The sequence below is a fragment of the Pareuzebyella sediminis genome, from assembly GCF_008367235.1.
Classification (GTDB): Bacteria; Bacteroidota; Bacteroidia; order Flavobacteriales; family Flavobacteriaceae; genus Pareuzebyella; species Pareuzebyella sediminis.
The window spans coordinates 408,150-429,476 of the sequence record NZ_VTZS01000001.1; the positions used below are offsets into that span (position 1 = coordinate 408,150).

The 21,327-nt window shown below is 41.3% G+C and carries 15 protein-coding genes and 1 tRNA gene; 4 read left to right on the forward strand and 12 right to left on the reverse strand.

Going from position 1 to position 21,327, the window contains the following annotated elements:
* Positions 1 to 2: 2 nt before the first annotated feature.
* Complete coding sequence (locus tag F2B13_RS01630) at positions 3 to 1,916, reverse strand: DUF294 nucleotidyltransferase-like domain-containing protein (RefSeq protein ID WP_149275500.1); 1,914 nt, start codon at positions 1,914 to 1,916, stop codon at positions 3 to 5.
* Between the two features lie 461 nt (positions 1,917 to 2,377).
* Between F2B13_RS01630 and rfbD the strand changes: the two genes are divergently transcribed.
* Positions 2,378 to 3,256 (forward strand): dTDP-4-dehydrorhamnose reductase, encoded by an 879-nt coding sequence (rfbD, locus tag F2B13_RS01635; protein WP_149302887.1) that lies wholly within the window; start codon positions 2,378 to 2,380, stop codon positions 3,254 to 3,256.
* A 148-nt stretch (positions 3,257 to 3,404) separates the two neighbouring features.
* Here the strand turns inward: rfbD and F2B13_RS01640 are convergent, their stop codons facing one another.
* Positions 3,405 to 5,372 carry an aconitate hydratase gene (locus tag F2B13_RS01640; RefSeq protein WP_149275502.1) on the reverse strand — a complete coding sequence of 656 codons (1,968 nt, stop codon included), beginning with the start codon at positions 5,370 to 5,372 and terminating at the stop codon, positions 3,405 to 3,407.
* A 689-nt stretch (positions 5,373 to 6,061) separates the two neighbouring features.
* Entirely contained in the window at positions 6,062 to 6,301 is a 240-nt protein-coding gene (locus tag F2B13_RS01645; protein WP_149275503.1) for a DUF7218 family protein, read from the reverse strand.
* A gap of 374 nt (positions 6,302 to 6,675) precedes the next feature.
* On the opposite strand from F2B13_RS01645, the gene F2B13_RS01650 reads away from it, so the two are divergent.
* On the forward strand, positions 6,676 to 8,451 hold the full coding sequence (locus F2B13_RS01650) for a carboxypeptidase-like regulatory domain-containing protein (protein WP_198440063.1): 1,776 nt from the start codon (positions 6,676 to 6,678) through the stop codon (positions 8,449 to 8,451).
* Positions 8,452 to 8,539: 88 nt separating this feature from the next.
* Here the strand turns inward: F2B13_RS01650 and F2B13_RS01655 are convergent, their stop codons facing one another.
* The 7 genes from F2B13_RS01655 to F2B13_RS01685 all read right to left on the reverse strand — a co-directional run bounded on the left by F2B13_RS01655 (position 8,540) and on the right by F2B13_RS01685 (position 18,919).
* Complete coding sequence (locus F2B13_RS01655; RefSeq protein WP_149302890.1) at positions 8,540 to 10,300, reverse strand: tetratricopeptide repeat protein; 1,761 nt, start codon at positions 10,298 to 10,300, stop codon at positions 8,540 to 8,542.
* Positions 10,301 to 10,535: 235 nt separating this feature from the next.
* A complete protein-coding gene (locus F2B13_RS01660; RefSeq protein ID WP_149302892.1) occupies positions 10,536 to 10,754 on the reverse strand; it encodes a hypothetical protein in 219 nt (72 codons plus the stop codon).
* 279 nt (positions 10,755 to 11,033) lie between these two features.
* The gene (locus F2B13_RS01665; protein WP_198440064.1) at positions 11,034 to 11,924 is read right to left on the reverse strand and encodes a PorP/SprF family type IX secretion system membrane protein; all 891 of its coding nucleotides are present in this window, start codon (positions 11,922 to 11,924) and stop codon (positions 11,034 to 11,036) included.
* Positions 11,925 to 11,944: 20 nt separating this feature from the next.
* The gene (locus tag F2B13_RS01670) at positions 11,945 to 16,228 is read right to left on the reverse strand and encodes a thrombospondin type 3 repeat-containing protein (RefSeq protein WP_149302896.1); all 4,284 of its coding nucleotides are present in this window, start codon (positions 16,226 to 16,228) and stop codon (positions 11,945 to 11,947) included.
* A gap of 4 nt (positions 16,229 to 16,232) precedes the next feature.
* Positions 16,233 to 16,676 carry a hypothetical protein gene (locus F2B13_RS01675; protein ID WP_149275509.1) on the reverse strand — a complete coding sequence of 148 codons (444 nt, stop codon included), beginning with the start codon at positions 16,674 to 16,676 and terminating at the stop codon, positions 16,233 to 16,235.
* 567 nt (positions 16,677 to 17,243) lie between these two features.
* Positions 17,244 to 17,780, reverse strand: a complete 537-nt coding sequence (locus F2B13_RS01680) for a Crp/Fnr family transcriptional regulator (RefSeq protein WP_198439786.1) — start codon at positions 17,778 to 17,780, stop codon at positions 17,244 to 17,246.
* Between the two features lie 1,065 nt (positions 17,781 to 18,845).
* Positions 18,846 to 18,919, reverse strand: a tRNA-Met gene (locus F2B13_RS01685).
* A gap of 136 nt (positions 18,920 to 19,055) precedes the next feature.
* On the opposite strand from F2B13_RS01685, the gene F2B13_RS01690 reads away from it, so the two are divergent.
* Both F2B13_RS01690 and F2B13_RS01695 read left to right on the forward strand, forming a co-directional pair.
* A complete protein-coding gene (locus tag F2B13_RS01690) occupies positions 19,056 to 19,439 on the forward strand; it encodes an START-like domain-containing protein (protein ID WP_149275512.1) in 384 nt (127 codons plus the stop codon).
* Between the two features lie 52 nt (positions 19,440 to 19,491).
* Positions 19,492 to 20,337, forward strand: a complete 846-nt coding sequence (locus F2B13_RS01695; RefSeq protein ID WP_149302898.1) for an aminotransferase class IV — start codon at positions 19,492 to 19,494, stop codon at positions 20,335 to 20,337.
* A 12-nt stretch (positions 20,338 to 20,349) separates the two neighbouring features.
* Here the strand turns inward: F2B13_RS01695 and F2B13_RS01700 are convergent, their stop codons facing one another.
* Positions 20,350 to 20,910 carry a YqgE/AlgH family protein gene (locus F2B13_RS01700; RefSeq protein ID WP_149275514.1) on the reverse strand — a complete coding sequence of 187 codons (561 nt, stop codon included), beginning with the start codon at positions 20,908 to 20,910 and terminating at the stop codon, positions 20,350 to 20,352.
* A gap of 114 nt (positions 20,911 to 21,024) precedes the next feature.
* Positions 21,025 to 21,297 (reverse strand): HU family DNA-binding protein, encoded by a 273-nt coding sequence (locus F2B13_RS01705; protein ID WP_149275515.1) that lies wholly within the window; start codon positions 21,295 to 21,297, stop codon positions 21,025 to 21,027.
* Between the last annotated feature and the right edge of the window lie 30 nt (positions 21,298 to 21,327).

Here is a 21,327-nt window from a genome sequence, read left to right on the forward strand (position 1 = left end):
TTTCAAAGGTTTGAGAGTTTGAACCTTATCTTGATCAGCTCCTGTAACTCCTTTATGGTTTTGAAAGTGCGCTTTAACTTTATCTTTTCTTCTTTGGATAAGGAGTCTAGTGCAATGAACCTTCCGGAATCATTATGTAACAACCCCTGTTTGGTTCGAAATTTTAACAAGGCCTTGGTGGCATAGGAACAAGCCATAAAGAGTTCGCCGTTATTGGGCTCTAGTTCGGCAAGCTTTTCAAACCGCTCAGAGGTATTGTTGATCGCTTTTATTTGATGAGATAGGGCCAAAAGTCGACCTGCGTCTATAAGCGGCATGAGTGCCCTGCGCTTCACGTCGAAAAAGTCTTTGTGTGCCCCGTCTTCTTCCACCAAAAATTGTCTGAAAAAACCGGTCGGAGATGGGTTTTGGAGTGCTCCCTGTGCCAAGTGCATAAAGAAAATTGGATATTTTTCCGTCATGGTAAAAATGTGCCCGGTAAGCTCATTTAAAAGTTTTGGGGTGCCATAAACGAGATTGTAATCAAAAAATATGGAAGACAATAGCACTTCATCTGGCCCTGGGTTCGTGATCCAGTGCGAAATCCTATTTTTCCACTCCGATAGACTCAAACACCATTCAGGATTGGATGCCATCATATCGGCCGGACAATATGCGTATCCAATGTGCATTAAGCCCTTTGTCACCATTTTTGAAAGCTCAAGAAAATACGTTTTGACCTTCTCTTGTTGATGCTTCGGTACATCTTCAAAAATAAGGGCATTATCTTGATCGGTATGCAGTAATTGTTCACTACGACCTTGACTCCCCAGCGCCATCCAAGTAAATTTCACAGGCGGTTCCTTTTTTATTTTTTTCAATGCGATTGCAATGACCTGCTTTACACAGGCATCATTGAGTTCTGCAATAATCTTGGAGGTCAATGTCAAAGGTATATTCTGATCTAGATACCCTTTTAATAGATTTTGAACACTTCGTCGGATAGTTTTGATTTTCTTGAATTTGCCGGCACGTTTGATGGCTTTCATTAAAACCCCAGGGTTGTTGCCTAGTTCGAGCATGATATCGTGTTTCGATAAAATGCCAAGGGCCTTCGTATTGTCCGTACCGTCTTCGGTAAGGCATAAATGACTGATACCGCTTTTCATCATGGCCATCTGGGCTTGAGTGATGGTCATTTTTACGGGGTAGGTAATTACCGGAGCGCTCATGATTTCCTTGGCCTTGGCAGTTATCGGAAATTGCCCCGTGGCCACCTTGTTTCGAATATCCTTATCCGTGATAATACCGATGGGCAATTTGCCCTTAACGATCAACATGGCGCCGACTTTCTTCTCGGTCATTGTAGCGGCAATGGTCTTGATACTGCTATTTTCCCCACAAGCGATTAATTTTTTAGAATAATGTACAGATTGAAGATCAAGTAGTCCACTGTTTGTGTTGCTGTTACCGATTGAAGTATGCGCCAGTAATTTATCCTTGTGGCTTCTGGCGTATGGGTTGCGCATGTTCGAGGCAAAACTCTCGATTAGAAAGTTACCTATTTCGCTATATTTTTGGGTGTAGGGCCTAAAGGTAGTGATAGGTATGGTATAAAAAATACTCTCTTCGTATGCCCTAGCTTCCATTTCGTAATTCTCGTTGGCTATCAATGGGCGAAGTCCAAAAATATCACCTTCATCACATAGGTCTACAATGTCGTTATCCGGTTTTTTTCGCAATACCGCTGCACCTTTATGTACTACGTAAAAGTGGGAATGGGGAGCTTCGCCTTGCTCAAAAATTACCGATTCCTTGATTTTGTATAATATACTCACCTCTTCGGATAGACGTTCTAAATCTTCGAATTTCATCTCATTGAAGGGCGGGTAGTTTTTTAAAAAATCGGCTACCCGTGATGATATCGTATTTTTCATGACCGCGGTGTTGGCTGTTAAAGGTAATCTGTAAACAGGAAAGGCACAAGCCAAAAGCAGTCGTATGCATTTCATTCAGGCGCTAAACCTGTAAAGATTTCTAGATGCTATTTTTGCGGCAGGCATATCTAGTAGGAGTGGGCAATACAAAGTACTAAATCGTATACTCATCACCATTTTGAAGCGACCCGACTATATAGTTGGCTATTGCCATTTTACGTAGGCAATGTGTGTTGATTTATAAGCGGCATAGCATCAACAGCTCTTTTGCATAGTTTAACTATTGAAAGTACGATAGTAGCTTGATAAAAGTTTTAATTGGGAGTATTTTTGAGGACTCATGCCTTAGTCTTGATTTGATAATTCCAAAAAGTGAGAGGGTAGCATTCGTAAAGGATGAGGTTTTGCCTACTTTTAAAGAATTAACAGCGGAAGATGTTAAAGTCTTAAGATAAATATCTATGTCAAAGATATTAGTAACCGGTGCCACCGGACAATTGGCCAAATGTATTAAGGACGTATTCTCGGAATGCGCCGATACCCTTTCGGTTGTTTATCGGACGTCTTCAGAACTAGATATAACCGATGTTGCTACCGTTTTTCAGGAATTCAAAACAACAACCTATGATTATTGCATAAATACAGCAGCATATACCCATGTCGACGGGGCAGAAACGAATCAAGAAACGGCCAGATCGGTAAATTCTGAAGGTGCTAAACATCTTGCCGCAGCGTGCGCAAAAAATAATGTAGTACTCATACATATTTCAACCGATTTTGTTTTCGACGGCAGCCAGAGCGTTCCCTACATTGAAGAGGATGCGACCCATGCGTTGGGCGTGTATGGTGCTACTAAGCTAGAAGGGGAAAAGACCATCCGATCATTATGCCCTAAACATTTCATCATTCGAACCTCATGGCTTTACTCGGAGTATGGTTCAAATTTTTTAAAATCAATGCTAGAATATGGAAGAGAAGAAGAATCCCTATCCATTGTTTTTGATCAGGTGGGTTCACCTACCTATGCCCGTGATCTGGCGCAAATACTGTCCCTGTTCGTAGTGCGTGAAATAGATGATTATGGCACATATCACTTTAGCAATGAAGGAGTGGCAAGTTGGTACGATTTCGCCCAGGCTATCTTTGAGATTAATAATATTTCAGTAAGGTTGCTTCCCATTCGGAGCGAGGCTTATCCACTTCCGGCCCAGCGACCCCATTTTAGCGTTTTGGACAAATCAAAAATTAAAAAAGTACTACAAATAGAGATACCACATTGGCGTGATAGTTTGTTGCGCGCATCGGAAACACTGGCTTTAAAAAGTAAAAAATCAACATAATGAAATCATGGGTATGGTATTTTGGGATATAGAAAGTGGTACGTTAATTCTATGGTGCGAGTATTTACTTATGTATCGGTATTAGAATGTATTATCTCTTTCCATACTGTTTTTACTAGGTTTAGCGATGATTACGATGGCCCGAATATCAGGTAGTTAATTGTTCTTTAAAATCATTGATAACTCCTCCCTTCATAAGTAAGTCTACCTGCCTATCGCTCAAACTATGGGTAAGTGATATTTCCCTTTCATCATTTTTATTTTTGACCAACATTTTTATGGTAGCCTTTTCGGCGACATCTTCCCTTAGATTTTTAAGGGTGACGAAAGCACCTTGTTCTATGAAATCGTAATCGTCAGGGTTTTCGAACTCTAGGGGTAGAATGCCGAAATTAACGAGGTTCTGCCAGGCAATGCGCGCATAATCCTTTGCGACAACCGCTACTTGGCCCAAGTATTTCGGCGCTATTGCTGCATGCTCTCGGCTACTTCCCTGAGCATAATTTTCGCCGGCCACAACAATATGGCCACCATACTTTTCTTTGGCTTTTAATGCTCGTTGATAAAAAGTGTCATCGATTACGGTATACGAAAATTTACTGATTTCAGGAATATTACTTCGAAATGGCAGTACTTCGGCGCCGGCTTTCATGATTTCATCCGTAGATATATTATTGCCCATCTTAAGTAGCACGGGTAGGTTGTATTCGGATTTTAGCCCCTCCATCTCGGGTAGTGATTTGATATTGGGTCCCTTTTTCAATTTGACTTCCGAATTATTCTTGGTAGGTGGCACTAGCATGTCATCGTTTATAATTTCAAGCCTTGGGGCTTCGTATTCCGGGTAACCCATGGCGTATCTCTTTTCCAGATTTCTTGGATCTGTAATTTCACCCGTCAATGCAGAAGCTGCCGCCGTTTCCGGGCTACACAGGTACACTTGATCGTCTTTGGTGCCCGAACGGTCCGGAAAATTACGCGGCATGGTACGCAGACTGATCGAATCACTGGCGGGGGCTTGGCCCATACCGATACAGCCCATACAGCCCGATTGGTGAAAACGCCCGCCCGCCTTAATGAGATTGGCAAAGGCCCTATTTTCTATCATATTTTGAATGATTTGGCGGGATGTAGGGTTGATGTCGAAAGAAACTTCCGGGTGTATGGTTTTTTCTTTTACTATGGCTCCCGCGATCCAAAAATCCCGTAGTCCAGGGTTTGCGGAAGAGCCTATGACCACTTGGCTTATCTTTCTACCCTCCACTTCAGAAACGGGAACGACATTACCGGGACTAGTGGGCAGTGCTATCATGGGTACAAGATCGTCAAGTATGATTTCGTCCTCCAGATCATAGCTGCACCCTTGATCGGCGACAATTTCAGACCAGTCTTCTTCACGGTTTTGCGATTTTAGAAACGCTCGGGTTTGATCATCGCTCGGAAAAATTGTAGTTGTAGCTCCTAATTCGGCACCCATATTGGCTATTACATGGCGATCCATGGCACTGAGATTTTTTAGGCCTTCACCATAGTATTCGATTATTTTACCGACGCCTCCCTTGACATCGTGACGCCGAAGCATCTCGAGTATGATATCTTTGGCGCTTACCCAGGCGGGTAGGCTTCCCGTAAGTTTTACGCCCATGATTTTAGGCATTTTGACATAGTAGGGCATACCTGCTATAGCTGCGGCAACATCCAAACCTCCTGTACCTATGGCCAACATGGCCAGAGAACCGGCCGCACAGCTATGGCTATCGGATCCGACCAGCGATTTTCCGGGTATGCCAAAGCGTTCCATGTGTACCGGATGGCTCACTCCATTGCCCGGCCTGCTGAACCATAGACCGAACTTTTGGGCCGCGGAGTGCAAAAAAAGATGGTCATCGGCATTTTTAAAATCGGTCTGAAGCAAATTGTGATCTACATACTGTACGGCAACCTCCGTTTTTGCGCGGTCAAGGCCCATTGCCTCTAATTCCAGTTGAACCAAGGTGCCTGTGGCATCCTGGAGAAGAGCCTGATCAATCTTTAGGCCGATTTCTGTGCCAGGCCGCATTTCGCCCTCAATGAGATGTGACTGAATCAATTTTTGGGTGACGTTAAGCGACTTCATTTTCTTTTCTATTTAATTTTTTAATATGATTTGTAAATTGGCCCCCACTTTAATGACCTCTATAGACCCACTTTTAGTGGCATCCCTTTTTTTCCTAGTACAAGCTTGTTAACAACCAAACCTTCCTTGATTTTTTTTGTCGGGTAGTAACCTACCCCATTGAAATATAGGTGCAACCGCCAATAATTAATTCCAAAGCCTAGCGCACTAGGCCTAAATTCGGTTCGGGGTAAGACGTCCATGGGGACTCCATGTTAAATTATCAGGTTCTTCACTAAGATACCCGTAATACCTGTATACTACCCTTCTTTAATAAACCGCACGCTATAAAATACCCATATTGTTTTTAACCCGAATCATTTATATTCAATAAGGTCAAGATTTCAATGGTTGAAGCTAAAATTTTCGCCCACAGAAATTACATTCTAAACGAAGTTTGATCGATAAAATAAATGATACGATTCTCGTCACTGAATTTCAAGTGCAAGGTTCTATTTTTTAGCTTTCAGGCGCGTCTTGCAGGCCTATGTCATTATAGTAAAGAAGCCGGGAAAGAGCATGCCTTTCGTTTGGGTAACGAAGCTCCAATAGATAGTACGACTAATGCAGAAGCTGCCGCTGTTTCCGAGCTTTATATAGTCTCTAACGTAGTGCAGGAGATGTTTAAAAGTGGGGATATCGACTTAATTTCAGTTGTTACGAAGGGCATGGATCAATTCTTTTTTGTTCATGGTCGAGCGGCCTTCGATTCCTACATTTTTTGCCTGATCGTAAAGTTCGTCCTTGGTCCATTCTTCGTATTTGGCGGACTTACCGCCTTTTTTCCCGGCATTAGGCGTATTGGCGATACGCGCCGACTTTTCCTTACTGTATCCTTTATCTCTTAAGGCCTGGTACTTCTCTTCATCTTTTATACTCGGATTTGGCATAACGTAATTATTAGATTCATATTCAACGAATGGCCTTAATTGGATGAAGACCATATAATTTCAAGCTACTCATAATGTGGAAGGAAATTTGTTCATATATGTACGAAAAGTATCGCAATCCCATTTTATGAACCGTGATTACCCTCCAATTAAGGGTAATTGCGTCCCACCGCCAAACAGCTTGAAAGATTCCGTCGCTTTTTCCGCCCTTAGAGCAAAAATGGCTTGGCATTCAAAAGTCATCCATTTAAGATAGTAGGGGAGTACATTATTTAAACAATGGAGAAGAAATATTTTGATTATATTTAAATATCATGGTCTTGTCAAACTTTTTAAGGAAAGGGAATGTAAAGGGTAGAAAAAAAGCCATCTGCATGGTATTTTTTCTATGCTGTAACGCCAGTATCTTGGCGCAGTCTAAGATCGAAGGATATATTCATGATGGCAATACCCATACTCCTCTTGCCTATTGTACTATAAAAGTTATAGGTTCGAAACCTCAATACACTATAACCAATGAGGATGGTAAATTCGAAATCGATTCTTTTTTTATTAAAGATTCCATTGAAATAAGACATTTGGGGTTTAAAACAAAAAAAATACCATTGTCCTATTTCCGGAAGGAACCTATAGTAAACCTAGAAATGGCGGTCTCGACTTTAAACGAAGTCGTTCTGACGGGCACTAGAAATGAAGCTTATCCATATGAGCTGCTAGACCGGATTATCGCTAAATATCGGAAGCATCGAAGAAAAACAATTAGTAAAGCCTTTCTTACCTTAAATTCCTCAGCAAGAAATACTCCTTTGGAACATGTAGAATGTTTCTACACGGCCGAACAAAGTTTGGGCAACGGTATTGAACGTCTCGATGTGAAGAGTGGGAGATTTGGGCAGAACCGATCTTTTTCATTTTACAGTTTGGATAATACGAAGATTTTGACGGATTTTCAGCTTTTCGGAAGTTCGAATCAAATTTTGCCTGAATATCCCGGCAATATGCGTACTACTGAACTTAGGAAAAAGTATGATGCAATTTTAGAACAATGCACCGAATGCAACGAAAATGAAGTATCCATTGGTTTTTCTCCCAAAAAAAATAATGGGCGTTTGTTTTCTGGGAGCCTATTGGTGGATTACGAACAACTGACCGTAAAAAGAATCGAGCTCCGAATTAAAAATCCTGAAACCCAGTTATTGTCCTCGATAAATGAACGTGTGGAGTTACAGCCGAAAGAAATTCTCTTAAAAGTAGTTTTCAATCCATTGAATGTAGAAGAAATCCAGTATTTGGATTTTTCATTTCGTATGGATTATGAATTTGAAAATATCGTACATCCCATCGAGTCCAACACCTTTTTATACTTTTACGATTATGACAAACCCTTTGCAGCGCCCTATTTTACCAAAAGCCTTTCTTTCAATAACGATTATGACAAAATAATGGCCTTGCAAGCTTCCGAAAGCTTTTGGGAGACCAATTATCAATTCCCCAAAAGTATTAATGACGAGAAGTCAACTGAATTTATGAAGGCAAAGGGCTACTTGATCAACTACGAAACCGAAATACCCGACAGGGACATCAGGTATACCGATCCATTCGTTCTTTCATGGCATAAAAATCATAGGCTCACTTGGAACCAGTTGTTGGGTAGCAACTCTTCCATAGATATACAAAAGTCAAACATGGCTTGGCGTTCAGGAAGTTTAGATGTGGGCAAGAATTATGATTCGCCTTTTGAAATGAATAAGGAAAAACGGGCAAAAGTGTGGAATAACAAAGTGTCTGGTGCTTTTATGGTGGACAGTTTCAGGGATATCGAAGGTAATCTAAAAATTGTAAATCGTACTTTGTTGGATGTCAGTGATTTTCATTCTGGTTATGAGCGCTCTAAAAATAGGTTGATATACCTAAATATGATTTTTGATATTTATGAAATTTATAGACAATTGGCTGCATCACGGATAACTACGGATATGTCTTTTGAAGAGGCAAAATCCATTTTTGAGCAAATTTATGCTGGGGCCACTGCGGAGGTAGAAAATTTTAAAAGGGAAACCTACAACGGAAACGACAAAGAAAAGCTGATGCAGTGGAACAATCGAATAAAATCGAAACTTGATGTAGACAATTTTGCCCTTGTACGATAGCAGCTCCCTCTGAGAAAGTGTCTGAGACTGATTTTATGGATTATACCTTATTATGGATAAAAGGTATACTTTGACTTACCACAGAGTTTTAGTCCCTCAATTTTTTCATCAATGTGTCGACGGTCAGTAGGGCATAGCCCTCATATGCTGAGGTCAATTTGAATAACCGTTCTTCTTGATGTTGGGTATCAAGACCATAATCAAAATAGACTACTACATATACATAGGCAGGATGTTCGCCATGCCCCTTAAAGTACCCTAGGTTGAGCTGCCAATCGCCTTTTGGTTGTTCGTCTATAAAAAATTGGGTGCTGCTGTAACCCCTTAACAACGAGCCATCATAATTTTCCTCATTAGATATGGCATTGGTCCAAGTGCTGTACACGGATTCCGGGTTTACTATTTGAAACCCTAAGGCAATGTCCGGGTCGTTCCATTTGGCTACGATACGGGTAGGGTTAACTTTGATATGGGCTTTTTCTTCAAAATCGTCCCACAGTGCTGTCCTTTTTTTAGGAGAACTATTGTTCGTTGAGGCGAGTGACATGAGTATATCGGATCCATATTCATCATAGGAAAGAGCACTTCCCGCTCTTTCTTTTCGATAGCGGGTATAGATTTCCTTGGCTTTCTTATAATTACCCTGCTCTCTATAAATTTTGGCTACATCAAAATAAGATTGGGCCGACAGCGGATCTAGTTTCAAAATCTCATGAAATGTTTGTAATGCTTCGCCGGTCTTACCCAAAATGTCATAGCGGTACGCTACGGCCCTAAGTATAGCCACTTCGTTGCTGAATTTTAAACGAATATTTTGAAGCAGGGTGTCCGCCCTTCGATGTTCGCCCCAGCGTTCCCTTAAGAAGTAGGCCAAGTCTAGGTTGATGTAAGGATCATTGCTCCATTTCTCGTCGTAAGCCTCGATTAAATTGAAAATTTCGGTCTTATCCGTTGCGTCCCAAAAGGGTTTCATGCGTTCGGAACTGCTGGGAACCATATAGGTTTTTCCATCGAACAGTTCGCTAATGCTATCCAGCAGTTTCATATTATCGTATCGCTTGATTGGTGTCGTACCCTCCATTTGACCTTGAGCCTTGGTATTGATTACGATGACTCCGCCCAAACCCTGTGACCCATATCTTGATATGGCAGAGTTTCGTTCAAGAATCGCCACTTGGGCTATATCTGCCGATGAAAGGTAGGTCGGTGCTTCTTCCTGTATAAACCCATCCACGTCAAAGATAGCCTTAGGTGCACGGTCAAGGGTGTCGATACTCGCATATGATATTCTGCTTAAATATACTTCTACGGATGAAGCTGCGGGCGGTCTAACTACCCGCATCTTCGGCACATGGTTCTGTAAAGAAGTCAAGAAATCGTAACCGACCATTGTTAATTCACTGCCGTCAACAATCCGAAAAAAGGAAGAAGAGCGTTTTTTGCTCAGCATTCCGCGGGCGGTTTTAATCGAAGATTGACTGTCTTGCCTTATGCTTTGGGATGGCTCTTTTTTTTGTTCAACCGTTACCTCATCCAATTGGGTTGCTTTTGGCACTAAAATGATTTGCAAGGTTTTTGTTTGGCCCGATACCTTGATTTCAGCGTTTCCGTATCCTAAAGAAGAAAATTTCAACACCTCACCGGTATTTACCAATAACTTGAACGCACCGTTTTTATCCGTCACGGTACCACGGTCGGTGCCCTTAACCACAATGGTAACATCGGGAATAGGAGTTTCCCAAACATCGGTTACCGTACCTGAAATATTTATTTCGGAAACCTGCGAATATAGGAATGTCGAAATCAAAAAAAATAAAGGGGTCACCTTATTGATCATATCCTTGGGCATAAAAAATCTCTTCAGCAAGGCCGTATCTTGATTCTTTGTTTGGGGTCATAATAAAGGTATCGAAAAAATAGAAAATAAAGTGGTTTTTATCAACCTGGCTATTTCTTTATAAGTGCGATGTCTAAAAGTAGGGGAACTTTGGTTCTCGCCCTTAAAAAAAATCAAGTGGCCAGTGTGCCGTATGGTTGGGGTCATCAACGCCATTGAACCACGTATCGTCGGTTTGTTTATACTATTATTCCAAGACTTTTCTGTCGGTAGTGATGAATGCCTTCCCGTAGATGGTCATAAATTCCATATCGCTCGGTTTATGCGTGATCTGAACGATCAATCGATGTTCCAATACTTGGTCATTTCCCCTTGGTCGTCTAGATATTAAGATGAGTATATTTAGTTTTTTGACGACCGTGTATATTTTTATGTTCCAAGGTAACCCATTCACTATATCTGGCAATGAAAAAGCGGTTTAGGGCAAACTGAACCGCTTGTTCTAAATGATTTAATAATGTAACGAGAGGGAGACTTGAACTCTCGCCCTCATGGTTATGTACTGTTTGATACCAGTATCTCTCCATAATGTGGCTCTAAGGGGCTATTATCTTATAAAATAGTGATGAAAACATGTGCAGCTTTATGGTAACTTAATTTCCTTAAAATTTAAATAAAAAATTAAAAACCACCACTGGACCATATCACAGGCTGCAGTGGTGGTATAAAAACACGACCAATTTCCTTATAACAAAAACCTCATGAAAACTTCATGGGTTCCTTGGTCAAGACCATCTATAGGTCTTTGCCAAGCAGATTCGTAGGCGTACCCTAATTCAAAACCATTGGAAACTTTGAAAAGGAAAAGTCCACTAAGGCTCTCATTAAACCTATACCCTGCACCCAAGGTAAAACGTTCCGCAAAATCCAAAAGTCCGGTAATTTCATATGAAATAGGGGAAGCATCAACGTACCTGACCATGCCCAAGGCCTGAAGTTTGGTCTTGGCCCCTAAAAAGAAGTCATAACCTCCTGCTAGGTATGCATGCATTCTATCAGAACCTAGAAAAGCATTGCCATTGGTTTCTTGAAGTCTGTCAGGTGTCAAAATTTTTGGCACGGATAAAGATAGAAAATACCTCTCGTTTTTCAGGTAGACCCCTGCACCTAAGTTCGGCGTGAAACGACTTTCAAAATTCATCAACGAACCATCCTGACCAACTCCGTAGGTCAATAGACCTTGAGTATTCGCGTCGTACGAGTTTGCACTTGCCTTAAGGCCAAAATAGATCCTGTTTGCATCGTTTAATTGAATGTGATAGGAGAAATCAAGGGCCAACCAAGTTTGGGTTTCGATGAACGTTTTATCGTTGATTATACTTACACCAAGCCCTACCTTTTTGCCTACGGGCATCCCAAAAATAGCACTTTGACTTTCAGGGGCACCTTCAATGCCCGCCCATTGGCTTCGAAGTCCGAGAACAAACTCAACCCCTTCTGAGTTTCCGGCATATGCGGGATTGTAAATGTTCATATTGTATCTATAAAAGGTATAATTGGGATCCTGTTGGCTCCAGCCCATGCCTGCCGAAAGCAGGACAAATAGGATAATACTTAAATTTATAATGCGTGTCATTTTATTTTTTTTAGGTTGTTTTAATAGTTTATAAATATCCATCCACGGATCACCTCGGAACCGTCGCCAAGGTCGATGACGTATAAATAGGAACCAGACGGCAATTTCTCCCTATTCTCCTTGTAAAAGCCTTCCCAATCATTATTATAGGATTGCATTGCAAATACTTCATGCCCCCATCTATTATAGACCTTCACCACGTTATTGGGATAGTTGTCTATTCCTGGGATTACCCAAGCGTCGTTGTTTCCATCTCCATTTGGAGTGAAGGCTTGTGCCGGTACCAAAGTGGGCTCCTTATTAGTTGGAAAAGCGTCTACACTATCGGATATTCCATCCCCGTCATCATCAAGGTCGGCATTGTCGCCTATACCATCGCTATCTATATCCGAATCCTCACTTGGATCCAATGGGAATTTATCAGAAGCATCATTGATTCCATCATTATCATCATCTGCATCTGTATTATTGCCAATACCGTCATTATCCGAATCAAGGTGCTCGTTAGGGTTCCAAGGAAAGACATCCTCATCATCCATGACTCCATCATTGTCATCATCAGTATCTGCGTTGTCACCTGTACCATCTCCATCGCTATCTATGCTCTCATTGGAGTCGTCGGGGAATGCATCGTCAACATCCGGAACACCGTCGTTGTCCCTATCTTCCGATTCCCCATATGGATAAAGATCTTCATTGTTTGGAATTCCATCCCCGTCGATATCGTCATCGGCATTGTCGCCGTTGCCATCTCCGTCGGTATCGGTATCCTCGTTCCCGTCCAGCGGGAAGGCATCCTCTGTATCGGGGGTACCATCGTTGTCGTCGTCGGTATCGGCATTGTCGCCGCTACCGTCTCCGTCGGTATCGGTATCCTCGTTCCCGTCCAGCGGGAAGGCATCCTCTGCATCCGGGGTACCATCGTTGTCGTCGTCGTCATCGGCATTGTCGCCGTTGCCATCTCCATCGGTATCGGTATCCTCGTTCCCGTCCAGCGGGAAGGCGTCCTCGGTATCGGGGGTACCATCGTTGTCGTCGTCGTTATCGGCATTGTCACCGGTACCGTCTCCGTCGGTATCGGTATCCTCGTTCCCGTCCAGCGGGAAGGCGTCCTCGGTATCGGGGGTACCGTCGTTGTCGTCGTCGTTATCGGCATTGTCACCGGTACCGTCTCCGTCGGTATCGGTATCCTCGTTCCCGTCCAGCGGGAATGCATCCTCTGTATCGGGGGTACCGTCGTTGTCGTCGTCGGTATCGGCATTGTCGCCCGTTCCGTCGCCATCCGTATCCGTATCCTCGTTCCCGTCCAGTGGGAAGGCGTCCTCGGTGTCCGGGGTACCGTCGTTGTCGTCGTCGGTATCGGCATTGTCGCCGGTACCGTCTCCGTCGGTATCGGTATCCTCGTTCCCGTCCAGTGGGAAGGCGTCCTCGGTATCCGGGGTACCATCGTTGTCGTCGTCGTTATCGGCATTGTCACCGGTACCGTCTCCGTCGGTATCGGTATCCTCGTTCCCGTCCAGTGGGAAGGCGTCCTCGGTATCCGGGGTACCATCGTTGTCGTCGTCGGTATCGGCATTGTCACCGGTACCGTCTCCGTCGGTATCGGTATCCTCGTTCCCGTCCAGCGGGAAGGCGTCCTCGGTATCCGGGGTACCATCGTTGTCGTCGTCGGTATCGGCATTGTCACCGGTACCGTCTCCGTCGGTATCAGTATCCTCGTTCCCGTCCAGCGGGAAGGCGTCCTCGGTATCGGGGGTACCGTCGTTGTCGTCGTCGGTATCGGCATTGTCGCCGGTACCGTCTCCGTCGGTATCGGTATCCTCGTTCCCGTCCAGCGGGAAGGCGTCCTCGGTATCGGGGGTACCATCGTTGTCGTCGTCGGTATCGGCATTGTCGCCCGTTCCGTCGCCATCCGTATCCGTATCCTCGGAATTATCCAACGGGAAGGCGTCCTCGGTGTCCGGGGTACCGTCGTTGTCGTCGTCCTCGTCGCATACGTTGCCCATGCCATCACTGTCCGTATCGGTCTGATCAGCGTTGGCCACGTTAAGACAGTTGTCAGAGGAATCATTTATTCCATCACCATCTTCATCTGTGTCATCTTGAATGGAGATCGTGAAACTCTTTTCGAAACTATTTCCCTCTGAATCAGTTGTCGAAATTCGTATTGCGTAGGATGTTTTAGTCTCATAGTCAAATATTTCACCTGACTCCAGATCACTTCCATTTATAACAAAGGAAGCATTATCCGTATCTCCCGAACCTGATACAAAGGCATATGAATGTGTATCACCTACATCGGCATCCGTAGTACTAAATGACCCTACTACCTGATTAACTGTATTATTTTCTTGAATTGAAGCTTGGGAAATTGAAATATCGGTCGGTGGATTACTAACGTTTAAAATTGGGTTAACCGTAAATTTATAGTACAACCTACCAAACACGTTACCTGCTCCCCCATCTGTGGTTCCACTACTGGAACACTGCTTATATACACCTTGTAGACCGGTTCCCGAAGGATTGCCCGGGGCTTCTTTTAAAACAATATAATAGCTCACATTGCCCACCAACTCCAAATTGGAAGAAAAGGTAAACTGCACCTCGCTTGCCGGAGTATTCGCTGACATGGTAATCGTCTCTGAAGTGCCTAGCAAAGAGTTAAATTTCACACCTGGACTGGCAGAAGCCGGATCATTATCCGTTTCATGTAGTTCAAGAAACAAATCATAGTCATTATTAAGATCGGTATTGTCCAGTTTCAAGGTCACCGTATTTAAAATACCATTCTCAGTAGGGGTAAGTGTCTGCCATGCTCCTGACCATCCAGTAATGCAGTTACCAGTCGTTTCGGAAATTTCAGATTCTATGTAACTTGTGCCACTTTCATTGGTCAATTCAACATAAAAATCGTCAGCACCATTGGGTACAATTATCTCTACGGTTCCGGAGTCGATGACCGTATAAGTAGCATTCTGGCCTCCAATGGTGACACCGGAGGTTGTCAACAAATTAGACCCAGAGATTGTCACAGTTTCTCCATAAGCCGCTGTTTCAGGAGTAAATGAGTCCAGCACTGGGGGTGCTTCCTTAGTATGTAAATCCTCACTGATGGTTTCAGTGAACACATCATCCACTCCATCAAAATATTCGGAAACAAAGTAAAAATCGTAATCTGTATAGGCAGATAGCCCAGTTAAATTAAAAATATGTTCTACATCTGCCTGCATAGCGGCATTTCCAGAAGAAATAAGCGTAACACCATCATAATCAGCACCTGCTTTTATTTGTGCTTCGGTTGGTGCATTGGCCCCGTCGGGAACCAATATCCAATAGCCCGTACCAGGTTCTACCGTCGTGGCTGCATAATCTGCAGAATTATAGGTAATGTTGTCAAATGCACCTATAGCGGCACTAGCAACCCTTGCTATAATCTCATCAATTTCGGGTAGGGTACCCGCACCATAATACCAAATCAGCTCATCACTTTCATTAACACCTAAATCATTAAACCGTACATAAAGAGCGTATGAACCGTCTCCGGTTTGAGTAATAACGTTGGTTTCAGGATTTTGATTGGTAGCATTGGAAAAACTGCAGCAATTATTAATTGTTGAATACGCTCTGTCAGAGTTGCTGAAAAATAAAATGGCTTCTTGCGAAGTAGAGATTTTGATGGCCTTGGCCTGCTCCGTCATAGCCGAGATGGCCACAAATTCTTCATCTATCAAATTCCCCCGGGTTTTTGTAGGACCATCACTACCCCCCACAAAGTCATCTCTGGTACCTACCCAGAGCCGAACATTTGAGGCCGGTGACCCACTGATATTGGTAATTTTAACCTTTATCCCAATATAACCTTCAGGTTGCAAGAGTTCATAGGTGCTTTCAACCACGAACGCCTGGCCATTAATTAAGATGGTACCCGAAGTTCTTATTTGGCCATATCCATCTCCAGTGGTAGGGTTTGTTACCGTAAAATTGCTGTAATCAAAGGTTTGGCTACCTAATGCCGGGTTCTGTACCAGAGATCCGTTGATGTTCCAGTTGTTGGTTCCGTCACCACCAATACCCCATTGTATGTCCAAGGGATAAGCACTATATGTTAGCTTTCTGTACGTAGTTCCATTATAGTAAAAAGGCTGTTCCATATTTCCAGCGGAATTAATGGAGTTTTGACTACCGTTACCTATTCTTAATCGATCATTGTTCAATATTTTATTGGTCTGTGCCAACAAATTGGTTGTATTTAGAAACAAGCCAAAAAGCAGAAGTATACCGGTTTTTATAAAGTTTGCTTTCATATTTTTATAATTTGTTGGTTAATACCCAAGCCATATTTTGCTTGGTAAATTGAAATTCGGCATTGTAGTTATTATCAATACCTGCTTCTTTTCGAGAAAGGTATATTCTGACCAAGGCCTTGTCATCCCCTATATTCAATGTATGGATCTGAACCAGAGGAAAATTGCCAATACTTTCAATTTGATTCTTTTGTATGATTTCAATAGGGATACCCTGAATCGTAAAATGCTCTGGTAGGTCTAAAACAACACCATGATCTAGTAGATAAATTTTTGATACTTCATTTAGGGTTATTTCTGATTTGGTCCAGAGAATTTCATCCGAAATAGCTTTGGATAAAAGGTCTTGAGTGCTATTGGACCCATTGTTCTGTGCCATTAAATTCTGTATAAAGACAGTGAGCACTAGTGTAACGACGAATAAGGTTTTTTTTGGTTTTGAATTCATGTGGTTAAGGAATTTAGGGATAGCCGATTCTGTGAACTATCGGCGTAAAATTAAACTTGGTCTTACTTTTTATTATTTAATGCTTTCAATATCAATGGGTTAAAGCTCTTATTGGATTTTATTTTCACCTTATAAAATTTTTGAAATAGGCATAAGAAATCCTAGGCCCCCTATATGGGACTTTTAAAATTTATGGTATCTGCATACCGGTAGCCACTAAATTTGCGGGATTATGGTATAGGGTTCGAGCTTACTATATCATATATTTTAATGTTGGTCCGGTTGATGTGTTTTAACAAATGAATTTTAAGCTTTTGTATGGATTGAAAACTTATGTCTCTCATATTTTGTAGGAAAACGCCACTATTATACCCTTATTACATTGTGTTTATGGTAGAATTGACATATATCAATTTTAAGTAATTTCTTACAAAATTAAATATGTAGCTTAGTAAAGGAGAAAGTGAAAAAATAAAAAATTAAATTATTGGTTGCCAGTATGTTACACCTTAAATAAAAATAAATTATCGGTAAAGTGTAATATTCTATCGATGAGTAGCGCAATTTTTAGTTATCGCTATACTTTTTTAATAAACGGCTTAGTGTTTCAGGTCTCATGGCTAAAAAAGAGGCTAAATATTTCTTTGGAATGCGCTCGGCATATTCTATTTTGCTGTGTTCCATAAAATAATCGAGCCTATTTATTGCGGATGGAATTCTAGCCAATAAAACCCTTTGTTCAGAAAGCCTGTAATATTCTTCCAACATAATCCTGCTTATATGATTCATTTCTGAAAAATGCCCAAGACAGTATTTGTAATCCTTATAGTCCAAGTAATCACAGTAGGTATCTTCCAAACATTGAATATTCTCCATGGCTGGCTTATTACTAAAAAAACCTGTGATTGACGTAAATATTTCATTTTCACTATCCATCCAAGTGGTTATTTCTTCTTTTCCGTTATAGAAATAACCTCTCACCAAGCCTTCTTTAATTAAATATAGCCTTTCACATTTTTCGCCAGCCTTAACGATCAATTCATTTTTTTGAAAGTGACAACTCTTTATATTTTTACTTAGAAAAGACCTTAATTCTTTTCCCATAGGATAGATAGAGTTCAGAAAAATTATAATGTATAGGTTTTTTTCTGCTGAGGACGGTTCGGACATTGAAAATTGAATAATTGGTGTACATCAAAAATACACTAAACCCAAAGTAAAACAAGCAAATCTTTGAGGTATAAGACCAATTTCATACTAAAAAGTCAATTAAGAGGTCTACGAATTATGTTTGATGCATTGATCACTATTTCAATTTATATATAATATTCAAAAAATCACATCAGTTTATAGGTAATCATTAGGTTTTATAGCCAATACCCGAGACCACCATCAATTCTAAAAGTAATGTGGGTATTGGTTATTAGGCCCATATGGGTTACACTGAAGCAATTTAACATTTGAAAACTCAAGCAATAACATTTGAAAACAATCTTAATCGATGCACAAGCCAATAATTCACCATACATGGATACATTAAAGCCTCTCTAAAAGTTTTTGAATTTCCTTTCTATCGAAGAGTACTTTTTGTATGCTTGCCAGAGCAGCTTACATTTTCAAAATAATCATTCTGTATTTTACTATCCTATGACATATAATTTCAAATAAATTTCATGGACTTATATGCTTTAGGAATTGAAAAGGTTTTGAAGAAGTAGGTTGGTTCAATTCCCAAGGGATAAAGGGCAGGCCAAAGTATCGGCGACTCCCTAAAATGACTTTCGGGCCCTTATCTTTCTGCTACTTCGAAAATTCCTGCGCTTGATTGAATCAGGATAAAGCTCAAGAAGTGCCAAAACTATGTGCTGCTTGAAGAGGCTGAAAACGGCCATTTGAAGGTGTATGAGAAGAACGCTTTTCGGGTTAGAAATCGCATCACTTTTTGGCATATATTTTATTTAAACAATTTTCCCGGTTTTTTGGGTGTTTGAGCGATAGATAAATGTAACAAGGCACAGTAGAATACCCAATGGAGATGTAAACCTTGAACTCCGAACAACTCTTTTTTTAGTCAAGTCGTGTTCCAAGGTAACCTCATTCACTACATCTAGCCATAAAAAAAGCGGTCTAGGGTGAACTAAACCGCTTGTCTTTAATGATTTAATAATGTAGCGAGAGGGAGACTTGAACTCCCGACCTCAGGGTTATGAATCCTGCGCTCTAACCGCCTGAGCTACCTCGCCATGACATTTTTTAAAACGGCTGCAAATATAAAGTTTAATTTTTTGTCCATCAACATTAAGTGCGTAAAAATATTCCTCCTGTTTTATTTTTTTATCATAAGGAAATCTATATATTGCCCAGAGAAAATAGTAAAGAATGAGCGATAAAATAAAATTTGAACTTGAATTTGTCATACAATCATCTCCCCAGTTATTGTATCAATATTTGTCAACTCCTTCGGGACTTTCGGAGTGGTTTGCCGATAATGTGAATTCTAGGGGTGAAATGTTCAGTTTTATTTGGGACGGATCAGAAGAAGAAGCTAAATTATTGAAACGAAAGAGTGATGAGTTTGTGAGGTTTGCTTGGGAAGAGAATGAAGACAACTCTTTTTTTGAAATGCGAATCATTGTGGATGAGATAACCAAGGATGTCTCTCTTTTTATTATTGATTTTGCCGAAGACGATGAAATTGATGAAGCCAAAATGTTGTGGACAAACCAAGTATCGGATTTAAAACAGGTTTTGGGATCTAAATAAACAATTTCTGGCATTAACCTTATCTTTGGCCTTATTTTATAAGGCTTTTTTTATGGTAAATCACGATGGAAACATCCTTCAGGAAGATAGTACCTTTCTAAATCACCAAAATAGGGGGCTTCGATACGGTGATGCGTTGTTCGAAACCCTACGGGCAATCAACGGGAAGTTGATTTTTTGGGAGGACCATTACTTGAGGCTAATGGCTTCAATGCGTATTCTGCGGATGGAAATACCCATGGATTTTACTATGGAGTTTCTCGAGGATCAAATACAACAGACCCTCGATGCCAATATTTCGGGGCAGACAGCCTCGCGAGTTCGCCTTTCTGTATTCAGAAAGATAGGGGGCTTGTATCTACCAAAGACCAATGATGTATCTTTTGTTATTGAGACTACTCCATTGAAGCATTCGTTTTTTGTACTTAATGAAGGTTCTTATGAAGTAGAACTGTTCAAAGACTTTTATGTCGCCAGTGATATGCTCTCTAACCTAAAGACAAATAACAGGATTATTAATATCGTAGGTAGCATCTTTGCGAAAGAAAACGAGTATCAAAACTGCCTGTTGTTGAACAATGCCAAAAGCGTTATCGAAGCCCTGAACGGTAATATTTTCTTGGTAAAGGGGATGCATGTCAAGACACCGCCATTACAGGACGGCTGTATCGATGGGGTTATTAGAAGAAAGTTAATCGAACTTTTGGGTAAATTGGACGATTATGAATTGGAAGAAGCATCTGTTTCTCCCTTTGAACTTCAAAAGGCAGATGAAATTTTTATCACCAATAGCATAGTAGGAATACAACCCATAACAAAATATCGAAAGAAAACGTTCAACAAAGCAGTGGCAAGAGATTTATTGGGCAAACTCAATGCTGCCGCAAGATTTTCTTGAAAGAATGAACTACTAATTAAGGCTAGGGTTTTCAGGGGAATTCGACCAGAGCAAATAATTCCCTCCGAGTTCGATCATTTTTTCTTTCCAAAAAGCTTCGGAAGATTTATGAATGAGATCACTTTCATAGTCGTTCTTTACAACGACCCATGATTTTGAGGACAACTCTTGGTCGAGCTGTAAAGAGGACCATCCTGAATAACCGAGAAAAAAACGTATATCTTGCTCTGAGATTATTTGCTTATTGATGAGATTGATAGTTTTATCAAAATCGCCTCCCCAATAGATACCGTCCGATATTTCTACGCTGTTGGCAATTAATTCAGGCACTTTATGAATAAAATAGAGGTTGTCTTGCTCCACCGGTCCACCATTGTATACCTGTAAGGGAATTTCGATTTCGGTCACAAGATCACTTATGTTGTATTCCAAGGGTTTATTCAAGATAAAACCAACAGAGCCTTCTTCGTTGTGTTCGGCCAAAAGAACGACGGAGCGATTGAAAGAGACGTCGCCCGTTAAAGTCGGTTCCGCAATTAAAAGTTTGCCCTTTTTCGGTTTAAGGTCGACCATGGCTAAGAATGTTAACTAAATCTAAAATAAGACAATTCTTATAAAAACCAAGTATCATTCATAAAAAAAGCACCCGCTTTCGACGGGTGCTCTAGATTATTATGTATCAATAAACTAGTTCACTGAACTTGCCAAATCTGAACCAGCCTTGAACTTAACGACATTTTTAGCCGCAATTTTTATAGTTTTTCCGGTAGAAGGATTTCTTCCCTCTCTTGCATTCCTTCTTGATACTGACCAAGAACCGAAACCTACCAAAGAAACACGATCTCCTTTTTTAAGAGCACCTTCAACGTTACCTAGGAAAGACTCCAATGCTTTTTTTGCAGCTGCTTTTGTGATGCCGGCATCTGCTGCCATTGCATCGATCAATTCTGTTTTGTTCATAATGTCTTTAAATTAATTGTTGTGAATAAA